This window comes from Pseudomonas sp. A-R-19 (assembly GCF_019956575.1).
Taxonomy (GTDB): Bacteria; Pseudomonadota; Gammaproteobacteria; order Pseudomonadales; family Pseudomonadaceae; genus Aquipseudomonas.
Genome location: NZ_JAHBDR010000093.1, coordinates 62,131 through 82,410 on the forward strand (window position 1 = coordinate 62,131; position 20,280 = coordinate 82,410).

Here is a 20,280-nt window from a genome sequence, read left to right on the forward strand (position 1 = left end):
GTCCCTCGATGATCCGCTCCTTGAGGACCTTCAGATGACCCGTATCGGAACTCCATTGTCGCCCACCGCGACCCGCGTATTGATGTGTGGCTGTGGCGAGTTGGGCAAGGAAGTGGTGATCGAGCTGCAACGCCTGGGCGTTGAAGTGATTGCCGTGGACCGCTACGCCAACGCGCCGGCCATGCAGGTGGCGCACCGCAGCCACGTGATCAACATGCTTGATGGTGCTGCCCTGCGCGCCGTGATCGAAGCCGAGAAGCCGCACTTCATCGTCCCGGAAATCGAAGCCATCGCCACCGCGACCCTGGTGGAACTGGAAGCCGAAGGCTTCACCGTGATCCCGACCGCCCGCGCCGCGCAGCTGACCATGAACCGCGAAGGCATTCGTCGCCTGGCCGCCGAAGAGCTGGACCTGCCGACCTCGCCGTACCACTTCGCCGACACCTTCGAGGACTACAGCAAGGCCGTCGAAGACCTCGGTTTCCCGTGTGTGGTCAAGCCGGTCATGAGTTCCTCGGGCAAGGGCCAGAGCCTGTTGCGCAGCTTTGAAGACGTCAAAACAGCCTGGGATTACGCCCAGGAAGGCGGCCGCGCCGGCAAGGGCCGCGTGATCATCGAAGGTTTCATCGATTTCGACTACGAAATCACCCTGCTGACCGTACGCCACGTCGGCGGTACCACGTTCTGCGCGCCGGTCGGCCACCGCCAGGAGAAGGGCGACTACCAGGAGTCGTGGCAGCCGCAAGCCATGAGCCCGATTGCCCTGGCTGAATCCGAGCGTGTCGCCAAAGCCGTGACCGAAGCCCTGGGTGGCCGTGGTCTGTTCGGCGTCGAGCTGTTCATCAAGGGTGATCAGGTGTGGTTCAGCGAGGTCTCGCCGCGTCCGCACGATACCGGTCTGGTCACGCTGATTTCCCAGGATCTGTCGCAGTTCGCCCTGCACGCCCGCGCGATTCTGGGTCTGCCGATTCCGTTGATCCGTCAGTTCGGGCCATCGGCCTCGGCGGTGATCCTGGTGGAAGGGCAGTCGACCCAGACTGCTTTCGCCAACCTGGGCGCTGCCCTGAGCGAGCCGGATACCGCGCTGCGCCTGTTCGGCAAGCCTGAAGTCAACGGCCAGCGCCGCATGGGCGTGGCCCTGGCGCGCGACGAGTCGATCGAAGCCGCCCGCGCCAAGGCGACCCGTGCTTCGCAGGCGGTTGTCGTAGAACTGTAAAAACAGCTATGGCGGGCCTATACCTTCTATAGGCTCGCCACATTTCACTGTAGGAGCGAGCCTGCTCGCGATGGTCGTTAACGATAACGCGGGGAGTCTGGTTCCCCGCGGTGCTCTTGAGTCCATCGCGAGCAGGCTCGCTCCTACAGGTCATTCTTCAGGCCTGTACCCCATGAATTCGCAAAGCATCATCGTGCCGAAAATCTCCACCCTGCCGGTGCACGAGCCTCGGGCCCGGGCGATTGTGCGCTGGCTGGTGCGCAAGAACATCATCGAGGAAGAACTGACCACCTGCGGCCGCACCGGCAATCGCATGGCTTATGCCATCGGCGACGGTGCCCGCGCCGTGGTCCTGCACCCGGAGGCCCTGCCGTTCGGCGAAGCGGTCAACGGTCTGGAGATCGTCACCAAGCGCTGCATCTACACGCCAGCCAAGGGTTTCCTTGAAGAAGCGGGCTGCGCCGAGTGCCGCAAGGAAGTCGGTGAAGCCCTGTTCGAAAGCCTGGAAGACTGGATGCCGGGGCGCACCGATAACTTCACCTGCCCGGAGTGCGGGCATGAAGACGACATCAACGGCTTCCTGTTTCTGCAGGAGTGTGGATTCTCCAACCTTGGTTTCATCTTCAACAACTGGGCCGAAGCCGGGTTCAAACAGAGCTTTCTCGACGAATTCGCCGATTGGCTGGATCAACCTGTCAGTTGGGTGAAAGTCGAACTCTGAACACCTGTAGGAGCGAGCTTGCTCGCGATGGACTCAAGAACACCGCGGGGAACCAGACTCCCCGCGTTATCGTTAACGACCATCGCGAGCGAGCTCGCTCCTACAGAAAAGCAGCAATATCATCCCGTACATCAGTAATGCCAATAATAGACAGAGTTTTACATTGAACCCGAGGGGGTGTCTGACTATAATGGCGCGCTTCCATTTTCCCGCTCGGGAGCCCCCGCGATGCTGCGTATCAGCCAAGAAGCTCTGACATTCGACGACATTCTCCTAGTGCCCGGTTATTCCGAGGTGCTTCCTAACGAAGTCAGTCTCAAGACCCGCCTTACCCGTGGCATCGAGCTGAATATTCCACTGGTTTCCGCTGCCATGGACACCGTCACTGAAGCCCGTCTGGCAATCGCCATGGCTCAGGAAGGTGGTATCGGTATCATCCACAAGAACATGACCATCGAGCAGCAAGCTGCCGAAGTCCGCAAGGTCAAGCGTTACGAAGCTGGTGTGGTCAAAGACCCGATCACCATCGTCGCCGACGCCACCGTGCGCGAGTTGTTCGAACTGACCCGCATGCACAACATCTCCGGCGTTCCGGTGCTGCACAATGGCGACCTGGTCGGCATTGTCACCTCCCGTGACGTGCGTTTCGAGAACCGTCTGGAAGCCACTGTCCGTGAAGTGATGACGCCTAAAGAGCGCCTGGTCACGGTCAAGGAAGGCGCCGACAAGAACGATGTTCGCGAGCTGCTGCACAAGCACCGCATCGAGCGCGTGCTGATCGTCGACGACAAATTTGCCCTCAAGGGCATGATGACCGTCAACGACATCGAGAAAGCCAAGGCTTACCCGCTGGCCAGCAAGGACGATCAAGGTCGTCTGCGTGTTGGCGCAGCAGTCGGCACCGGTAAAGACACCGGCGATCGCGTTGCCGCCCTGGTCGCTGCCGGCGTTGACGTTGTGGTGGTCGACACCGCTCACGGTCACTCCAAAGGCGTGATCGACCGCGTTCGTTGGGTCAAGCAGAACTTCCCTGAAGTGCAGGTCATCGGCGGCAACATCGCCACCGGCGCTGCCGCCAAGGCCCTGGCCGAAGCTGGCGCCGACGCGGTCAAGGTCGGTATCGGCCCTGGCTCGATCTGCACCACTCGCATCGTCGCCGGTGTCGGCGTGCCGCAAATCAGCGCCATCGCCAACGTCGCCGCTGCCCTCGAAGGCACTGGCGTACCGTTGATCGCCGACGGCGGTATCCGTTTCTCCGGTGACCTGTCCAAGGCCATCGTAGCCGGTGCTTCCTGCGTGATGATGGGCTCGATGTTCGCCGGTACCGAAGAAGCACCGGGCGAGATCGAACTGTTCCAGGGCCGTTCGTACAAGGCTTATCGCGGCATGGGTTCGCTGGGCGCCATGTCCCAGGCCCAGGGTTCTTCCGACCGTTACTTCCAGGACTCCTCGGCAGGCGCCGAGAAGCTGGTTCCGGAAGGCATCGAAGGGCGTGTTCCGTACAAGGGCACCCTGAGCGCGATCATCCACCAGTTGATGGGCGGCCTGCGTTCCTCGATGGGCTACACCGGCAGTGCCGACATCGAAGAAATGCGCACCAAGCCTGAGTTCGTGCGGATCACCGGCGCCGGCATGGCCGAGTCCCACGTTCACGACGTGCAGATCACCAAGGAAGCGCCAAACTACCGCGTAGGTTGAGCCTTCAAGCAACACGCTAAGCAACCGGGGCTGTTTTATTCAGCCCCGAGTTGTTTCTGAATCACGACTGTTTCCGAATTTTTTAGACGAGACTGAATCATGGCCCTCGACATTCACGCCCACCGCATCCTGATCCTCGACTTCGGTTCCCAGTACACCCAGCTGATCGCCCGCCGCGTGCGTGAAATCGGCGTGTATTGCGAACTGCATCCGTTCGACATGGACGAAGATGCGATCCGCGAATTCGCTCCTAAAGGCGTCATCCTCGCCGGCGGCCCGGAGTCGGTCCACGAAGCCAACAGCCCGCGCTGCCCGCAAGCGGTGTTCGACCTGGGTGTGCCGGTCTTCGGTATCTGCTACGGCATGCAGACCATGGCCGAGCAACTGGGCGGCAAGGTTGAAGGTTCCGAGCTGCGTGAGTTCGGTTATGCCCGCGTAGACGTGGTCGGCAAGAGCCGCCTGCTCGACGGCATCGAAGACCACATCGACGCCGACGGCCTGTTCGGCCTCGACGTGTGGATGAGCCACGGTGACAAGGTCACCCGCATGCCGGAAGACTTCCACATCCTGGCCAGCACCCCGAGCTGCCCGATTGCCGGTATGTTCAACGATGCTCGTGGCTACTACGGCGTGCAGTTCCACCCGGAAGTGACCCATACCAAGCAAGGCGGTCGCATCCTGTCGCGCTTCATCCTCGACATCTGCGAGTGTGAAGCCCTGTGGACCCCGTCGAAGATTGCTGAAGACGCCATCGCCCAGGTTCGCGCCCAGGTCGGCACCGACAACGTCCTGCTCGGCCTGTCCGGCGGTGTTGACTCCTCGGTAGTTGCCGCGCTGCTGCACAAGGCCATCGGCGACCAGCTGACCTGCGTGTTCGTCGACAACGGCCTGCTGCGCCTGCACGAAGGCGAGCAAGTGATGGCCATGTTCGCCGAGAACATGGGCGTCAAGGTGATCCGCGCCAACGCCGAAGATCAGTTCCTCGACAACCTGGCCGGCGAAGCCGACCCAGAGAAGAAGCGCAAGATCATCGGCCGTACCTTCATCGACGTATTCGATGCCCAGTCGAACAAACTGGAAAACATCAAGTACCTGGCTCAGGGCACCATCTACCCGGACGTGATCGAGTCGGCTGGCGCGAAAAGCGGCAAGGCCCACGTGATCAAGTCGCACCACAACGTGGGCGGCCTGCCGGAAGAGATGAACCTGAAACTGGTCGAGCCACTGCGCGAGCTGTTCAAGGACGAAGTCCGTCGTCTGGGCCTGGAACTGGGCCTGCCGTACGACATGGTCTACCGTCACCCGTTCCCGGGCCCGGGCCTGGGCGTGCGCATCCTCGGTGAAGTGAAGAAGGAATACGCCGACCTGCTGCGTCGCGCCGACCACATCTTCATCGAAGAACTGCGCAAGGCCGACTGGTACCACAAGGTCAGCCAGGCGTTCGTGGTGTTCCAGCCAGTGAAATCGGTTGGCGTGGTGGGCGATGGCCGTCGTTACGCCTGGGTCGTGGCCCTGCGTGCCGTGGAAACCATCGACTTCATGACCGCGCGTTGGGCTCACCTGCCTTACGAACTGCTGGAAACCGTTTCCGGCCGCATCATCAATGAAATCGAAGGCATCTCCCGCGTTACTTACGACGTGTCGAGCAAGCCGCCGGCGACCATTGAGTGGGAGTGATCCCGCGCCGGCCCTGAGGGGTTGATCGTTGGATGAAAAGCCGTGTGAACCTGAGTTCACACGGCTTTTTGCATTACTGCGGTAGCTTCCTGCGGCCCGTCGCCGCGCCCGCTTTGCTGTTTCTTTCACAACTGCGGGTGTATCGTATTCGCCTTTTGCGGGCCCAGGGCCTGCCGCGTTCAAGTGAGGTAGTTGAGTTCATGTCCTTTACCCGTCGCCAAATCCTCGGTGGCCTGGCCGGTCTTGTAGTCGTTGGCGTGGGGGCAGGTGGTGCGTCGCGTTACTGGCTGGGCAAGATGGCCGACGCGGATGCCGGTCACGACTATGAGCTGATTGCCGCACCGCTGGACGTCGAACTGGTGGCGGGGCACAAGACCGAGGCCTGGGCGTTCGGCCCGTCGGCGCCGGGCACCGAGTTGCGGGTGCGCCAGGGTGAATGGCTGCGGGTGCGCTTCATCAATCACCTGCCGGTGGCGACCACCATTCACTGGCATGGCATCCGCCTGCCGCTGGAAATGGACGGCGTACCCTACGTCTCGCAATTGCCGGTGCTGCCGGGCGAATACTTCGATTACAAATTCCGCGTGCCGGATGCCGGTAGCTACTGGTATCACCCGCATGTGAACAGCAGCGAAGAACTCGGCCGTGGCCTGGTCGGCCCGTTGATCATCGAGGAGCGCGAACCCACCGGGTTCAAGTACGAAAAGACCTTGAGCCTGAAGAGCTGGCATGTCGACGACGTCGGCAATTTCGTCGAGTTCAGCATTCCCCGGGAAGCGGCCCGTGGCGGTACGGCGGGGCGCCTGGCGACGATCAACGGTGTGCCGCAGGCAGTGATTGATTTGCCGGCGGGGCAGATCACCCGGGTGCGCATTCTCAACCTCGACAACACCCTGACCTATCGCCTGAACATTCCCGGCGTCGAAGCGCAGATCTACGCGGTGGATGGCAATCCGATCGAGCCGCGTCCGCTCGGCAAGGAGTACTGGCTCGGTCCGGGCATGCGCATTTGCCTGGCGATCAAGGCGCCAGCGGCCGGTGAGGAGTTGTCCCTGCGCAACGGTCCGGTGCGCCTGGGCACCTTGCGTTCGGTGACCAATACCGACGCGCCGACCGAATGGCCGCCGGCATTGCCGGCCAATCCAATCGCGGAGCCGGACCTGGCCAATGCCGAGAAACTCAACTTCAATTTCGAATGGGTGGGTTCGGTGTCGGTCAACGTCGACAACGGCAAGCCGCCGAGCCTGTGGCAGATCAACGGCAAGGCCTGGGACATCACCGACAAGACCTGCTCCGACCGGCCGATTGCCAAGCTGGAGAAGGGCAAGAGCTACATTTTCGAATTGAAGAACATGACTCAGTACCAACACCCGATTCACCTGCACGGCATGAGCTTCAAGGTCCTTGCCTCGAACCGGCACAAGGTCATTCCGTACTTCACCGACACCTATCTGCTGGGCAAGAACGAGCGCGCACAAGTGGCGCTGGTGGCGGATAACCCTGGTGTGTGGATGTTCCACTGCCATGTGATCGATCACATGGAAACCGGCCTGATGGCCGCCATCGAGGTGGCGTGATGCGTCAGATTCGACCCGCCGCCATCATCGACCGCAGCCGTGACCGCGACTTCATGCGTGAAGCCCTGGCCCTGGCCGCCCAGGGTGCCGCCCTCGGCGAAGTGCCGGTGGGCGCGGTGCTGGTGCAGGATGGGGAAATCATCGGTCGCGGCTTCAATTGCCCGATCAGCACCAGCGATCCCAGTGCCCACGCCGAGATGGTCGCGATCCGCGCCGCCGCCGAGGCCGTGAGCAACTATCGTCTGCCGGGTAGTACGCTGTATGTGACGCTGGAGCCGTGCAGCATGTGCGCAGGCTTGATCGTGCATTCGCGCATTGCCCGGGTGGTGTATGGCGCGCTGGAGCCGAAAGCCGGGATCGTACAGAGCCAGGGGCAGTTCTTTACCCAGGGCTTTTTGAATCATCGGGTGTTGTATGAGGGTGGGGTGTTGGCGGAGGAATGCGGGGCAGTGCTCAGCGAGTTCTTCAAGGCCCGCCGCGCAAAACCAGCAGACTGAACAGCGAACCCCTGTAGGAGCGAGCCTGCTCGCGATGGACGTGAACGATGACGCGTAATGTCTGGTTTACCGCGCCGCCTTCAAGTTCATCGCGAGCAGGCTCGCTCCTACAGGATTGGGATTACTTGCGAGCGACGATAACTGCCCGCATCGGCGCCGGCAGCCCTTCAACGGTCTTGCTGTGATCCTCGGGATCGAGGAAGTCACTGAGCGACTGATACTTCATCCACTCCGTCCCGCGCTGTTCCTCGATCGTGGTGGTGCTCACATCCACGCACTTCACATCCGTGAACCCGGCACGGCGCAGCCACAGCTCCAGCGCCGGCACCGACGGCAGGAACCACACGTTACGCATCTGCGCGTAACGGTCTTCCGGCACCAGCACCTGATGCTTGTCGCCTTCGACCACCAGGGTTTCCAACACCAGCTCGCCGCCCTTGACCAGGCAATCCTTCAGCGCCAGCAAATGCTCGATGGGCGAGCGGCGGTGGTAGAACACGCCCATGGAAAACACCGTGTCGAAGCCTTCGAGGTTTGGCGGCAGGTCTTCGAACGGGAAGGGCAAGTGCCAGGCGTTCGGCTCGGACAGGTAGCGCTGCACCGCCTGGAACTGGCAGAAGAACAGCCAGTTCGGGTCTACGCCGATCACGCTGTCGGCACCGGCGCCGAGCATGCGCCACATGTAATAGCCGTTGCCGCAGCCGACATCGAGGATGCGCTTGCCTTTCAGATCCAGGTGCGGGGCGACCCGCGACCACTTCCAGTCCGAGCGCCATTCGGTGTCGACGTGCACGCCGAACAGGTCGAACGGCCCCTTGCGCCATGGCGACAGGCCCATCAGCGCGGAACGCATTTGCGCGCGGGTCTCGTCGCTGCATTCGGTGTCGAGCTTCAAGCCATTGAGCAGATCGACTTCGCTCGGCTGTATCTTCGGCAGGGCGTCCAGCGCGCTTTGCCAGCGTTCCAGGTCGCCGTGGCCCTTCTCCATTTTCTTGTCGAGTTGCGCTTGCAGGGTGTTGGCCCAATCGGCCAGCGGGGTTCCGGCCAGTCGGCGGGCGAGGGGAGACAGATCAATCATGGCAAGGCAATCAACGAGGCAAAGTTAAGACACTGGAACCACGGCACGACTTTCGAGAATCCGGCGGCCAGCAGGCGTTCGCGGTGTTCTTCGAGGCTGTCGGGCTTCATGACGTTTTCGATGGCACTGCGCTTCTGGGCAATTTCCAGCTCGCTGTAACCATTGGCGCGTTTGAAGGCGATGTGCAGATCGGTGAGCAGCGCGTGCTCCTGCTCGTCTTCGAAGCGCAGTTTTTCCGAGAGGATCAGGGCTCCGCCGGGCAACAGCGACTGACGGATGCGCGCGAGCAATGCCGTGCGCTGGTCCGGGGCAATGAATTGCAGGGTGAAGTTCAGCGCGACCACCGAGGCTGGCTGGAATTCCAGGGCAAGAATGTCGCCTTCGATCACTTCGACCGGCAGCAACTCTTGGAACATCGAATCCTGGCCGTTGAGGTATTCGCGGCAGCGTTCAACCATGGCCGCCGAGTTATCCACAGCGATGACGCGGCAACCGTCGGTGCGCACGTGGCGGCGCAGGGCCTGGGTCACGGCGCCCAGCGACGAACCCAGGTCGTAGAGCACGCTGCCCGGCTGGGCGAACTGCGCGGCGAGCACGCCGAGGTTTTCGACGATGGTCGGATAACCCGGCACCGAACGCTTGATCATGTCCGGGAACACCCGCACCACGTCCTCGTTGAAGGCGAAGTCAGGCACCTGGGCCAAAGGCTGGGCGAAAAGGCGATCGGGTTCTTTGCTCACGGCGGTTCCAGCGGTGTAGGTGGAAAAGGCCGGCATTTTAGCCAAGTTGGCGCGGGGATGCGCGGGTTGTCTGATAAAGCGGCGGGGCTGACGCAGTTTGAATGCTGGCGGGGCACCTGTGGCGAGGGGGCTTGCCCTCGTTCGGCGGCGTAGCCGTCGTAATTCCGGCTGATCGGGTGTATCTGAAACTATTCGATTGAATGGTTTTGGGGCTGCTGCGCAGCCCAACGGGGGCAAGCCCCCTCGCCACAGGGGTTAGCGTGATCTTTGGGAAAATGCCGAGGCAGTGATCCCCCATTGCCCCAGCCAATAACTGAGGATGATCACATAAGGCGCTGCGTCGAACGGCACCACAAACCGGCTGATGCCGATCACGCTGTCAGAAAACACAAAGGCCACCGCACCTGCCGCCGCCAATAGCGCCGAACGCTTGGGCACATCACTGCCGAGCCTTGCGAGCGCGCGCCAGAGCATGGCGCTGATCGCCAGGCCGTAGACGATCACCGGAACCAGCAATGGCCCCAGTCCATGACTGATCAGGATTCCCAGCAGCACTGCACCCACACTGAGGGCAGTGATCAGCGGCAGCAGCGCCAGACGCCGGCAATCGCTCAAGTAGGCTTTCAGATAGGCCAGATGAGCAACCAGAAATGCACCCAGGCCAAACACGAACAAATCACCCGGCCACGCCAGCAACACATCCCCGAGCAGGGAGAAGATCAACCCCAGGCTGATCCAGCGCCGATACTCGCCTGGTGGTGCGTCATGCAGCCAGCCGAGCAGGGCCAATACGGGCAGAGGCTTCACCAGCAGACACAGCAGGGAGGCATGTACGCTCACGCCATAGAGAAAGGTCACCGCGCCCATCAGCGCCAGAATCAGCCAGCCCACGGTCAGTTAACCGAGATCGCGCAGTCGAAGGAATCCACCGGCAACACTTCCGGCGCCCATGGCTGCTGCGAGGTCAGGCGCAAGCGTCCAGTGCCTGTCGCGAAGGCCTGAAAACGCCAGGTCGAGACCCCGGCTGAGCCGACGATGCCAGCATCTTCCGGATTTCGATAAACCTCTGGTCCCAGGGCGTGCAAGACACCGCCGGCGGAATCCTGGATCGCCCAGCGATAGCCCGTGGTCGGATTGCTCGGCAGGGTCAGGATCAGGTTTTGCCCATTGCTGAGCTGCACCGGGCATTCGCTTTGTTTTTCCACGGTCACGTTGTGTTTCGGTTGCGTGGCGCAAGCGGCCAGCAAGGCGAGGGCGAGGGGGACAAACAGGCGAATGGGGGACATAGGGTCAGTGGCTCCGGCGTTCACGACGAACGGCGAGCATAACCGAGATGAGACAAAGTGTGACAGCGGGGGACGGTGTCGTTCGGGCTGACGCCATCGCTGGCAAGCCAGCTCCTACAGAGGGCGGCAGTAGAAAACCTGTAGGAGCTGGCTTGCCAGCGATAGCGCAGGTACAGGCGCTACAGGAACATCAGAACAACACCTTCGCCACATCCGCAAACTTCTTGGCAAAGTGCGCGGTCATGCCTTCCTTCAGATACTCCGGCAGTTCCTCGAAATTCCCCCGGTTGGCCTCCGGCAGAATCAGTTCGAAAATCTTCTGCCGCCGCGCCGCAATCACCTTTTCGCGCACCCCGCCAATCGGCAGTACATGCCCGGTCAACGTCAGTTCGCCGGTCATGGCCACGCCTTTTTTCGGTGGCTGGTTGCGTGCCAGCGAGAGCAGGGCGCTGGCCATGGTCACGCCGGCGCTCGGGCCGTCTTTCGGCGTGGCGCCTTCCGGCACGTGCAGGTGGACGAAGGCTTCGTCGAAGAACTTCGGATCGCCGCCATAGGACTTCAGGTGCGAGCTGACGTAGCTGTAGGCGATCTCCGCCGACTCTTTCATCACGTCACCCAGTTGTCCGGTGAGCTTGAACCCACGGTTGAGGGTGTGGATGCGCGTGGCTTCGATCGGCAGGGTCGCGCCGCCCATGCTGGTCCAGGCCAGGCCGGTAATCACGCCGACCCCCGACAGCACCTGCTCGTTGCGGAACACCGGTTTGCCGAGGGACGTTTCGAGGTCTTTCGGGCCAAGCTTGATCACCGCCTTTGGATCGTCGAGCAGTTTCATCACCGCTTTGCGCACCAGTTTGCCGAGGTTTTTTTCCAGCTGGCGCACGCCGGCTTCACGGGCATAACCGTCGACCAACGCCTTGAGCGCGCTGTCGCTGATGCTCAGGCTGCCCTTGGACACGCCGGCTTTCTCGAGCTGCTTGGGCCACAGGTGACGCTTGGCGATGGCGACCTTTTCTTCGGTGATATAGCCCGACAGGCGAATCACTTCCATCCGGTCCAGCAACGGGCCGGGAATCGAATCCAGGGTGTTGGCGGTGCAAATGAACAGCACTTTCGACAGGTCCATACGCAAGTCGAGGTAGTGGTCGAGGAACTCGACGTTCTGCTCCGGATCGAGGGTTTCCAGCAGCGCCGAGGCCGGGTCGCCCTGGTAGCTCTGGCCCATCTTGTCGATCTCGTCGAGCATGATCACCGGGTTCATCACTTCGACGTCTTTCAGGGCCTGCACCAGTTTGCCCGGCTGGGCGCCGATGTAGGTGCGGCGGTGTCCCTTGATCTCGGCTTCGTCGCGCATGCCGCCGAGGCTGAAGCGATAGAACGGCCGGCCCAGGGATTCGGCGATGGATTTGCCGACGCTGGTCTTGCCCACGCCCGGCGGACCCACCAGCAACACGATGGAACCGCTGATCTCGCCTTTGTAGGCGCCGACCGCGAGGAATTCGAGGATGCGGTCCTTGATGTCGTCGAGGCCGGCGTGGTGCTTGTCCAGCACCTTGCGCGCGTGCTTGAGGTCGAGTTTGTCCTCGCCGTACACGCCCCACGGCACCGAGGTCGCCCAGTCGATGTAATTGCGGGTCACCGCATATTCCGGCGAGCCGGTCTCGAGGATCGACAGCTTGTTCATTTCCTCTTCGAGGCGTTTCTGCACCTGCGCCGGCAAGACTTTGCCCACCAGCCGCTGTTCGAACTGTTCGAGGTCGGCGCTGCGGTCGTCCTTGGTCAGCCCCAGCTCCTGCTGGATGACCTTGAGTTGTTCCTTGAGGAAGAACTCGCGCTGATGTTCACCGATCTTGCGGTTAACTTCGGCGGAAATCTCTTTTTGCAGGCGCGCGACCTCGACTTCCTTACGCAGCATCGGCAGGACTTTCTCCATGCGCTTGAGCATGGGCACGCAGTCGAGCACTTCCTGCAGTTCACTACCGGTGGCCGAGGTCAGGGCGGCGGCGAAGTCGGTCAGCGGCGACGGATCGTTGGGGCTGAAGCGGTTGAGGTAGTTCTTCAGCTCTTCGCTGTACAGCGGGTTCAGCGGCAGCAGTTCCTTGATCGCATTGATCAGCGCCATGCCGTAGGCCTTGACCTCGTCGGTCGGCTCGGTGGGCTGGTGCGGGTATTCGACTTCCACCAGGTACGGCGGGCGATGATGCTTGAGCCAGGTCTTGATGCGTACGCGGGTCAGGCCCTGGGCGACAAACTGCAACTTGCCGTTTTCGCGGCTGGCGTGGTGCACCTTGACCAGGGTGCCGTAGAGCGGCAGGGCCGAGGTGTCGAAGTGGCGCGGGTCTTCCTGGGGCGTGTCCATGTAGAACAGGGCCAGGGAGTGGTGTTCGGACTTGGCTACAAGGTCCAGGGTCTCGGCCCACGGTTCTTCGTTGACGATGACCGGCAGCACCTGGGCCGGGAAGAACGGCCGATTGTGGATCGGGATGATGTAGACCTTGTCCGGCAGGTTCTGGCCAGGCAGGGCCAGGCCTTTGCCAGGTTTGTGCTGTGGTGCGTTTACCGGATCGGCGTATTCGCTCGGGTCTTCGGGGAATTCCTGCTGGTCGCTCATGGGGGCACCTGCGCAATGGGTATGGGTCTTAGATGGGGCAGGTTGGCGGTGGTTTCAACGGTCATTTTCTGCAACGCGGTGTTTCGCAGACGTGTTCAGCGCAGAGACAGGTTAGCTGAACCATGGCTGTGCGCGGTCAAAATGTGGGAGCGGTGTGGCACAAAAAAAGGCGACGTCCTCACGGGCGTCACCTTTCGTTTTACTGCCGCTGAAACTTATTCCGCCAGCTTGTACGCAATCACATAGTCACCCATCTTGGTGCCCAGTGAGCCGTGGCCACCGACGACCAGCAGCACGTACTGCTTGCCGTCCTTGCCGGTGTAGGTCATCGGCGTCGCCTGACCGCCAGCCGGCAGGCGCGATTTCCAGAGCTCGCTGCCGGTGTTGACGTCATAGGCGCGCAGGTATTGGTCCAGCGTGCCGCTGAGGAAGCCGACGCCGCCGGCGGTGACCATCGAGCCGCCCATGCTTGGCACGCCAAGTGTCAGGCCGATTGGCAGTGGCGAGCTGTCGCGGCTGGTGCCGTTCTTGCGTTTCCACACGACTTTGCTGCTGGTCAGGTCGATGCCGGCGACGTAGCCCCAGGCCGGAGCCTGGCACGGTACGCCGAACGGCGACATGAACGGGTGCATGATCACTGCGTAAGGCGCGCCCGTGTTCGGTTGCACGCCCGCTGTTTCGCTCTCGCGCTTGCTGCCGGCCGCGACTTCGGCGCGAGGCACCATTTTCGAGACGAAGGCCATGTAGTTCGGGCTGGTGAACAGCATCTGGCGAACCGGGTCGACCGAAACGCCGCCCCAGTTGAAGACGCCGACGTTACCCGGATAGATCAGGCTGCCCTGTTCCGACGGCGGGGTGTACTGACCTTCGTAACGCAGTTCCTTGAACTGGATGCGGCACAGCATCTGGTCGAACGGGCTGGCGCCCCACATGGCTTTTTCGGTCAATTCCGGGGCCAGCAGGTTCAGGTCGGAACGGGCCTGGGTCGGCGCGGTGTGGTCACCTTTCACGGCGCCTTGCGGAACCGGGATTTCCTTGATCGGGATGATCGGCGTGCCGTCGCGACGGTCGAGTACGTACAGGCTGCCTTGCTTGGTCGGTTGGATCACAGCCGGCTTGATGCCGTCGGCGGTTTTCATGTCCAGCAGGGTTGGCTGGCTGCCGACGTCCATGTCCCACAGGTCGTGGTGAGTGAACTGGTAGTTCCAGCGCACCTTGCCGGTGGCCAGGTCCAGCGCGACCAGGCCGGCACTGAACTTCTCGGCGCCCGGGGTGCGGTCTGCGCCCCACTGGTCAGGGGTCTGGTTACCCAGTGGCAGGTAGACCATGCCGAGTTTTTCGTCGACGCTGGCCAGCGACCACATGTTGGCCGAGTTGCGGCTGTAGTGTTCGCCCTCTGGCAACGGTTCGGTCGCATCGGGATTGTTGCTGTCCCAGTTCCACACCAGATGACCGTCGTGTACGTCAAAGGCACGGATCACGCCGGATGGCTCGTTGGTCGACTCGTTGTCGGTGACGTGGCCCCCCATGATCACCAGGTCACGAGTGATCGCTGCGGGCGAGGTGGCGTAGTAGCCACCGGGGGTGAACGGGCCGATGCCTTGAGTCAGGTCAACCACGCCGTTTTTCCCGAAACCTTCGCAGACTTTGCCGGTGTCGGCGTTGAGTGCGATCAGGCGTGCATCGGCGGTTGGCAGGTACAGGCGACGCGGGCAGGCCTGGGCGACGGCTTTGCCGGCCTCGGAAATCACTGCGGAGGCAGCGTTTTCAGACTGGGCGTAGGCCGCTTCGTCGTAGTACGACACACCACGGCAGGTCATGTGGGCGAAGCCCTTGAAGCCCACCGGGCTCTTGATCTGCGGGTCGAAACGCCACAGTTCCTTGCCGGTGTCCGGGTCCAGCGCCAGCACCTTGCTATGGGCGGTGCAGGCATAGAGCATGCCGTTGGCCTTGAGCGGGGTGTTTTCGTTGGTCAGTTCCACCGGGTCATCGGCGGTTGGCAGATCGCCGGTCTGGATGCGCCAGGCTTCTTGCAGCTTGCCGACGTTGGCCGGGGTGATCTGCTTGAGCGGCGAATAGCGGTCACCGAATTCGCTGCGGCCATAGGCCTGCCAGTCGCCTTCGGGCATCTGCGGTGCAGTGCTGGTCATGTCAGTCGAGTCACGACCCAACTCGCCGAGGGTCTCGCCCGGATGGGTGAACTGGCTGGCCAAGGCGGTGGCGCCAGCCAGGACCACGGCCACGCTCAAGGCGCCAGTGCCCATGGGGGCAGGGCCGTTGATCAGCAATGGACGACGGAACCACGGCAGCAGCATCACCACGCCGAGGGCGAACCACAGCGCCAGGCGCGGCACCAGTTGCCACCAATCCAGGCCGACTTCCCACAGCGCCCAGACGGTACTGGCGAACAGCACCAGTGCGTACAGGCCCAGCGCCGCGCGGCGCGCGGCGATCAGCAACACGCCGCTCAGCGCGAAGCCGATACCGGCCAGCAGGTAATACAGCGAGCCGCCAAGCATGCTCAGCTTGATCCCCCCGGCCAGCATGGCCAGGCCCATCAGCAGAAGCAGAATGCCGAGCAGGGTCGGCAACAGACGGCTTCGACTCAAGGCACTATCAGTGCTCATAGTGTGATTCTCCGTGACGTTTCATAGAGTCCCGCGCAAGTTCACTGTAGATGACGATCCGGCGCGGGCAGGGTTCATAAAAAAACGGTGTGGTCCTGTAGGAGCGAGCCTGCTCGCGAAAAACCCGAGAACGCCGCGGGGAATCAGGTTCGCAGCGTTATCGTTGACGACCATCGCTGGCAAGCCAGCTCCTACAGGGGTTTTGTGGTGTTTTTTAGAACGACGACTGGACCTTGATCCCGCCGATCAGCGCGTCATCGACCTCGTTCACGCCACCGGGATGGCGGATGTATTGCAGGTTCGGGCGCACGGTCAGCCAGTTGGTCACGTGCACGCCGTAATAGAGCTCGGCACTGTATTCGGTGTCCTGGGGCGGCAGGTAGGACGGATTGTCGTAGTCGAAGACGACATTGGCCTGGTTGGTCGCCTCGGCATTCTTGCGAAAGGCCGGGTTGACGTGGACGCGGGCCATGGCAAAGCCGATGTCATCCCGGGCGCGCGCGTCGAACGGGCCTTTGTAGACGAGGCCGGCCTGGACGTAGTTGTCGATGGCGTTGGTCTTCTTGTCGTGCATCGTGCCGTTGGCGAACAGGCTCAGGCCGCGAGAGTGGTCGCTGGCGAGGCTGGTGACCTGCTGCTGAAGGCCCAGCCACACGCCGTGCTTGCTCGACGCGCTGCGGTAGGCTTCGCCACTCAGGGCGGCAGGCTGGCCATTGCTGTCCTTGTAAACATCGGTGGCGTTGGCGCTGCTGTAGTAGTAACCGGCGCGGTACTCGCCTGGCAGGCCGTTGAGTTTCGGCGTCCACACCAGCTCCACCGGCAGGACCGCGCCCTGGGTACCGCTGCCGCTGAGCTTGAAGCCGTTGTCGCGATCAAGGTTCGACGGGTTCTGCTCGTACGCGCCGACCTGTGCATAAAGCTCTGGCGTCAGGTGATATTTGACCCGCAGCGCCCATTGGCTGACCGGCCAGTTGTACCAGATGTCGCCCGCCCAGTTGCCGACCTGGGAGCCGCAGAACGCCAGGTTCTGGAAGTCGCAGGGGAAGCTGTTGAAGTCTTCGCCTTCACCGAATCGGCCGACCTTGATGTCGAGTTTTTCATCGAGGAATTTCTGCTGATACCACATCTGCGTCAGGCGCCAGGTCTGGCCGCGGCCCCAGACTTCCTGAGCCGAGGTGAAGCCGCCGACACGCGGGTCGTTGATGCGGTCATTGCTGATGTTGTTGCCGCTGCGTTCGGTGAGGGTCAGCTGGAACTCGGCGTCATTCCAGCCGAGGATTTTCTGCAGATCCAGGTGCGTACCGAGGCCGAACTGGTCGCTGTAGCGCGCGGTGCGGTCGTGGTCGTAGCCGCCATGCAGGTTGCTGCCCATTTCACCCGTGTAATCGACTTTGAAGTCGTAGCCTTTTTCCGCAAGTTCGGTGCGAGTGCCGTTCCAGTCACCGAGCATCCACGGTGAGTCGCTATCGAAGGCAGGCGCGGCTTGAACGCAGGAGGCGAGGCCCAGCGCCGTGAGGCCGCCGATCAGCGCCAAGGCGTTTGGACTGGCAAAAGATGTTGAGACAGCGCTGTCTCGCGGAGTTTTAAAATCAGGCATAGAGAGGAAGTTCTTGATCTTTTTCTGGGGGAATAACGAAAACAGCGGCGTAAAGCTCGGTGCAGAAGCGTTTCAGCCAAGGCGGGCGCAAGGATAATGTTCTGTTACAAATAGAGAAAGCGCTTTTGCTGACATGCAGCCTTTCGGAATCGGTAACAGTCAGCTCTTTGTAGGAGCGAGCTTGCTCGCGATGGTCGTGAACGATAACGCGTCAAACCAGATACCAGCGGCGTCGTTGCGTTTTTCGCGAGCAAGCTCGCTCCTACAGGATTCCAGCATCCCAAGATCACCTACATTTGATAGATCGCTTCCACCCGACGAAACCCTCGGCTAAGGTGCGCGGCTTCCAATTCCCTCTCTGCATGAAGGCCCGGCATGACCGAACACAACACCGACCCGCTGCATGGCGTGACGCTGGAACAGATCCTCAACGCACTGGTTGATCACTACGAGTGGTCGGGGCTGGCCGAGCGTATCGATATCCGCTGCTTCAAGAGCGACCCGAGCATCAAGTCGAGCCTGACGTTCCTGCGCAAAACCCCGTGGGCGCGGGAGAAGGTCGAACGCCTGTACGTGAAGTTGATGCGTACCAAGCGACCGCTTTGAACATGATCGCCCCGTCCGGATTTCGCCGTCATTTTGTGGCCGTGGCTGCCACGCTCGGTTGGGCGGGTTTGAGCATCCAGATGTACCTGATTTTCCATTCACGCTGGACGCTGGGTGCCAGTCTGATCGGCGGGCTGATGAGCTTTTTCAGCTACTTCACCGTGCTGACCAATACCCTGGTGGCGACCGTGCTGACCTGTGAATGGACATCCCGCGAGTCAGCCGCGCGCCGCTGGTTCCTGCAGCCCTGGGTCAGCAGTGCGATCGCGGTGAGCATCGCCGTGGTGAGCCTCGCCTACAACCTGCTGCTGCGCCACCTGTGGCATCCCGAAGGCTGGCAATGGCTGGCCGATGAACTGTTGCACGACATCGTGCCGCTGCTGTTCCTGGGGTACTGGTGGGCCTATGTGCCCAAGGGCACCCTGCGCCTGTGGCATATCGCGGTGTGGGTGATTTATCCGCTGCTGTACTTTGCCTATGCGCTGTGGCGCGGGCATCTGCTGGCGGTTTATCCGTATCCCTTCGTGGATGTGGACAAACTGGGTTATCCACAGGTGTTCATCAATGCAGGCGGGTTGTTGGCGGGGTTTTTGGTGATTGCGTTGGTGGTGATCGGGGTGGATCGGTGGCGGGCTCGAAGGTAACCACGGCTATGGCGCTGTGGAATGCTTTTTTGTGGCGAGGGGGCTTGCCCCCGTTCGGCTGCGAAGCAGTCGCAAAACAGGTAAACGCGGTGTGCCAGGCCACCACCGGTCGCAGGTTTTAGCGCCGCTTCGCGGCGCAACGGGGGCAAGCCCCCTCGCCACATAGTGACGCCAATCACTCCTCGGCGCTGTCATCCAGTTTCCAGTACCCCACCGCCTTGACGAACTGCTCGTCCAGCCCATGCTCATCCAGCAACACCCGCCGAATCTGCCGCGACACTTTGCTCTCAGTCGCCACCCACGCGTACAGGCTGCCGGTTGGCACCTTGATTTGGCGCACGGTGCTCAACAAATGTTCTTTGCCGCCTTCGCGCAATACCCAGATCACATTGACCTCGGCCGCGCTGTGCAGCACTTGCTGCTCCTTGCCGTTCTCCACTTCCACGATCACCAGTGCACGGCGGTTGGCCGCCAGGCCTTCCAGGCGCCGGGCGATGGCGGGCAGGGCGGTTTCGTCGCCGATCAGCAAGTAGCTGTCGAAGATGTCCGGCACGATCATCGAACCCCGCGGTCCGCCGATGTGCAGGAACTGCCCCGGTTGGGCTTGCGCCGCCCAGGTCGAGGCAGGGCCGTCACCGTGCAGCACGAAGTCGATGTCCAGTTCCAGGCTATCGAGGTCGTAGCGGCGCGGGGTGTAGTCGCGCATTTCCGGCAGCGGGCCGTTGTCCTTGCCGGCGCCCAGCACCAGGGTTTCCAGAGCGGCAGCCTGCTCGGCGTTCTGCGGGAACAACAGTTTGACGTGATCGTCCGTGCCCAGGCTGACGAAGCCTGCCAATTGCGGGCCACCCAGGGTAATCCGGCGCATGCGCGGGGTCAGGTCGACCACGCGCAACACCTCCAGGCGACGGCGTTTGATTTCGTGCATGACACGGTGAATGGTGCTGATCACTTCAGTCATTCGGCTTTCTCCTGAACGGGTTGAACGGCGGGGCCGTCGACGATGGCCTTGGCGGTGTCGTTGAGCAGGTCACGGACCCGCAGGATTTCTTCCGGGCTCCAGCGCCCATGATGCATTTGCAGGGCGTGGCGCAGGTTATGCACCGCTTCGTGGATTTCCGCCGGACGATCATGGCCGCGCAGCGAACGCTTGCTGACGTCGATGCGCATCCGCACGCCATCCAGTGCAACGGCTTGCTCTTGCAGGAATAGACGTCCGGCGTCGGTAATTGTGTAGCGTTTTTTCCCGCCTTCGGCGTCGCCCAGGATCAGTTCGCTTTCTTCCAGGAACGTCAGGGTCGGGTAGATCACCCCAGGGCTGGGGCAGTAGGCGCCCTCGAACATGCCTTCGATCTGGCGGATCAGGTCGTAGCCGTGGCACGGCTGTTCGGCGATCAAGGCCGGCAGCAACAATTTCAGGTCACCGGGGGCAAACACTCGGGGGCCGCGGCCACCGCGTTCGCGGGCAGGGCGTTTCTCGAAGCCGTCACGGCCGTCGCCGTGTTCGCGGTGGGGGGAATGATGGTCTCTCATTTTTGCGTTCTCTCGTCGTCTTTAGATGTAACTTAAGATATATCTTAAGCGGATGGCAAGCCCTCCCGACCAGCGGCCACTCCTGACTGCAAAATGGAAATCAGCGTCAAACCCCAAAAAATAGTGATCAGCGGAGCGGGTCAAAAGGTCAAGATTAGTGTTAACTCTCTAATCTATT

Annotated in this window: 17 protein-coding genes; 8 read left to right on the plus strand and 9 right to left on the minus strand. The window is 61.8% G+C overall.

Annotation, left to right across the window (positions count from 1 at the left end; genetic code table 11):
- Positions 1–34: 34 nt before the first annotated feature.
- The 6 genes from purT (at position 35) to tadA (ending at position 7,386) form a co-directional block, all read left to right on the plus strand.
- On the plus strand, positions 35–1,216 hold the full coding sequence (purT, locus tag KGA88_RS26045) for a formate-dependent phosphoribosylglycinamide formyltransferase (RefSeq protein WP_110660621.1): 1,182 nt from the start codon (positions 35–37) through the stop codon (positions 1,214–1,216).
- A gap of 172 nt (positions 1,217–1,388) precedes the next feature.
- The gene (locus KGA88_RS26050; protein WP_110660622.1) at positions 1,389–1,937 is read left to right on the plus strand and encodes a sugar ABC transporter ATPase; all 549 of its coding nucleotides are present in this window, start codon (positions 1,389–1,391) and stop codon (positions 1,935–1,937) included.
- Positions 1,938–2,165: 228 nt separating this feature from the next.
- Positions 2,166–3,635 (plus strand): IMP dehydrogenase, encoded by a 1,470-nt coding sequence (gene guaB, locus KGA88_RS26055; RefSeq protein WP_008053208.1) that lies wholly within the window; start codon positions 2,166–2,168, stop codon positions 3,633–3,635.
- 99 nt (positions 3,636–3,734) lie between these two features.
- Positions 3,735–5,312: a glutamine-hydrolyzing GMP synthase gene (gene guaA, locus KGA88_RS26060; protein WP_110660623.1), complete on the plus strand. Its 1,578-nt coding sequence runs from the start codon at positions 3,735–3,737 to the stop codon at positions 5,310–5,312.
- 200 nt (positions 5,313–5,512) lie between these two features.
- The gene (locus tag KGA88_RS26065) at positions 5,513–6,889 is read left to right on the plus strand and encodes a multicopper oxidase family protein (protein ID WP_223595220.1); all 1,377 of its coding nucleotides are present in this window, start codon (positions 5,513–5,515) and stop codon (positions 6,887–6,889) included.
- Positions 6,889–7,386: a tRNA adenosine(34) deaminase TadA gene (gene tadA / locus KGA88_RS26070; protein WP_110660624.1), complete on the plus strand. Its 498-nt coding sequence runs from the start codon at positions 6,889–6,891 to the stop codon at positions 7,384–7,386. Before KGA88_RS26065 ends, tadA begins: the two co-directional genes overlap by 1 nt.
- A gap of 121 nt (positions 7,387–7,507) precedes the next feature.
- On the opposite strand, the gene cmoB is transcribed toward tadA, so the two are convergent.
- From cmoB to KGA88_RS26105, 7 genes are all read right to left on the minus strand, one after another.
- Positions 7,508–8,464: a tRNA 5-methoxyuridine(34)/uridine 5-oxyacetic acid(34) synthase CmoB gene (gene cmoB / locus KGA88_RS26075; RefSeq protein WP_223595221.1), complete on the minus strand. Its 957-nt coding sequence runs from the start codon at positions 8,462–8,464 to the stop codon at positions 7,508–7,510.
- The gene (cmoA, locus tag KGA88_RS26080; RefSeq protein ID WP_223595227.1) at positions 8,461–9,204 is read right to left on the minus strand and encodes a carboxy-S-adenosyl-L-methionine synthase CmoA; all 744 of its coding nucleotides are present in this window, start codon (positions 9,202–9,204) and stop codon (positions 8,461–8,463) included. The genes cmoB and cmoA overlap by 4 nt, the downstream gene beginning before the upstream one ends.
- Positions 9,205–9,459: 255 nt before the next feature.
- Positions 9,460–10,095 carry a lysoplasmalogenase gene (locus KGA88_RS26085; RefSeq protein ID WP_223595229.1) on the minus strand — a complete coding sequence of 212 codons (636 nt, stop codon included), beginning with the start codon at positions 10,093–10,095 and terminating at the stop codon, positions 9,460–9,462.
- A 2-nt stretch (positions 10,096–10,097) separates the two neighbouring features.
- Complete coding sequence (locus KGA88_RS26090) at positions 10,098–10,490, minus strand: protease inhibitor I42 family protein (protein WP_223595231.1); 393 nt, start codon at positions 10,488–10,490, stop codon at positions 10,098–10,100.
- 190 nt (positions 10,491–10,680) lie between these two features.
- Positions 10,681–13,098, minus strand: a complete 2,418-nt coding sequence (gene lon / locus KGA88_RS26095) for an endopeptidase La (protein ID WP_223595232.1) — start codon at positions 13,096–13,098, stop codon at positions 10,681–10,683.
- 215 nt (positions 13,099–13,313) lie between these two features.
- Positions 13,314–15,725, minus strand: a complete 2,412-nt coding sequence (locus tag KGA88_RS26100) for a glucose/quinate/shikimate family membrane-bound PQQ-dependent dehydrogenase (RefSeq protein WP_223595234.1) — start codon at positions 15,723–15,725, stop codon at positions 13,314–13,316.
- A 214-nt stretch (positions 15,726–15,939) separates the two neighbouring features.
- Positions 15,940–17,322, minus strand: coding sequence for a carbohydrate porin (locus KGA88_RS26105; protein WP_223595237.1), 1,383 nt, complete (start codon positions 17,320–17,322; stop codon positions 15,940–15,942).
- 375 nt (positions 17,323–17,697) lie between these two features.
- Between KGA88_RS26105 and KGA88_RS26110 the strand changes: the two genes are divergently transcribed.
- Complete coding sequence (locus KGA88_RS26110) at positions 17,698–17,928, plus strand: VF530 family DNA-binding protein (protein WP_090453280.1); 231 nt, start codon at positions 17,698–17,700, stop codon at positions 17,926–17,928.
- 2 nt (positions 17,929–17,930) lie between these two features.
- Positions 17,931–18,572, plus strand: a complete 642-nt coding sequence (locus KGA88_RS26115) for a Pr6Pr family membrane protein (protein WP_223595343.1) — start codon at positions 17,931–17,933, stop codon at positions 18,570–18,572.
- Positions 18,573–18,747: 175 nt separating this feature from the next.
- Here the strand turns inward: KGA88_RS26115 and KGA88_RS26120 are convergent, their stop codons facing one another.
- Both KGA88_RS26120 and KGA88_RS26125 read right to left on the minus strand, forming a co-directional pair.
- The gene (locus tag KGA88_RS26120) at positions 18,748–19,530 is read right to left on the minus strand and encodes a siderophore-interacting protein (RefSeq protein ID WP_223595239.1); all 783 of its coding nucleotides are present in this window, start codon (positions 19,528–19,530) and stop codon (positions 18,748–18,750) included.
- Entirely contained in the window at positions 19,527–20,102 is a 576-nt protein-coding gene (locus tag KGA88_RS26125; protein WP_160389834.1) for a PadR family transcriptional regulator, read from the minus strand. The genes KGA88_RS26120 and KGA88_RS26125 overlap by 4 nt, the downstream gene beginning before the upstream one ends.
- Between the last annotated feature and the right edge of the window lie 178 nt (positions 20,103–20,280).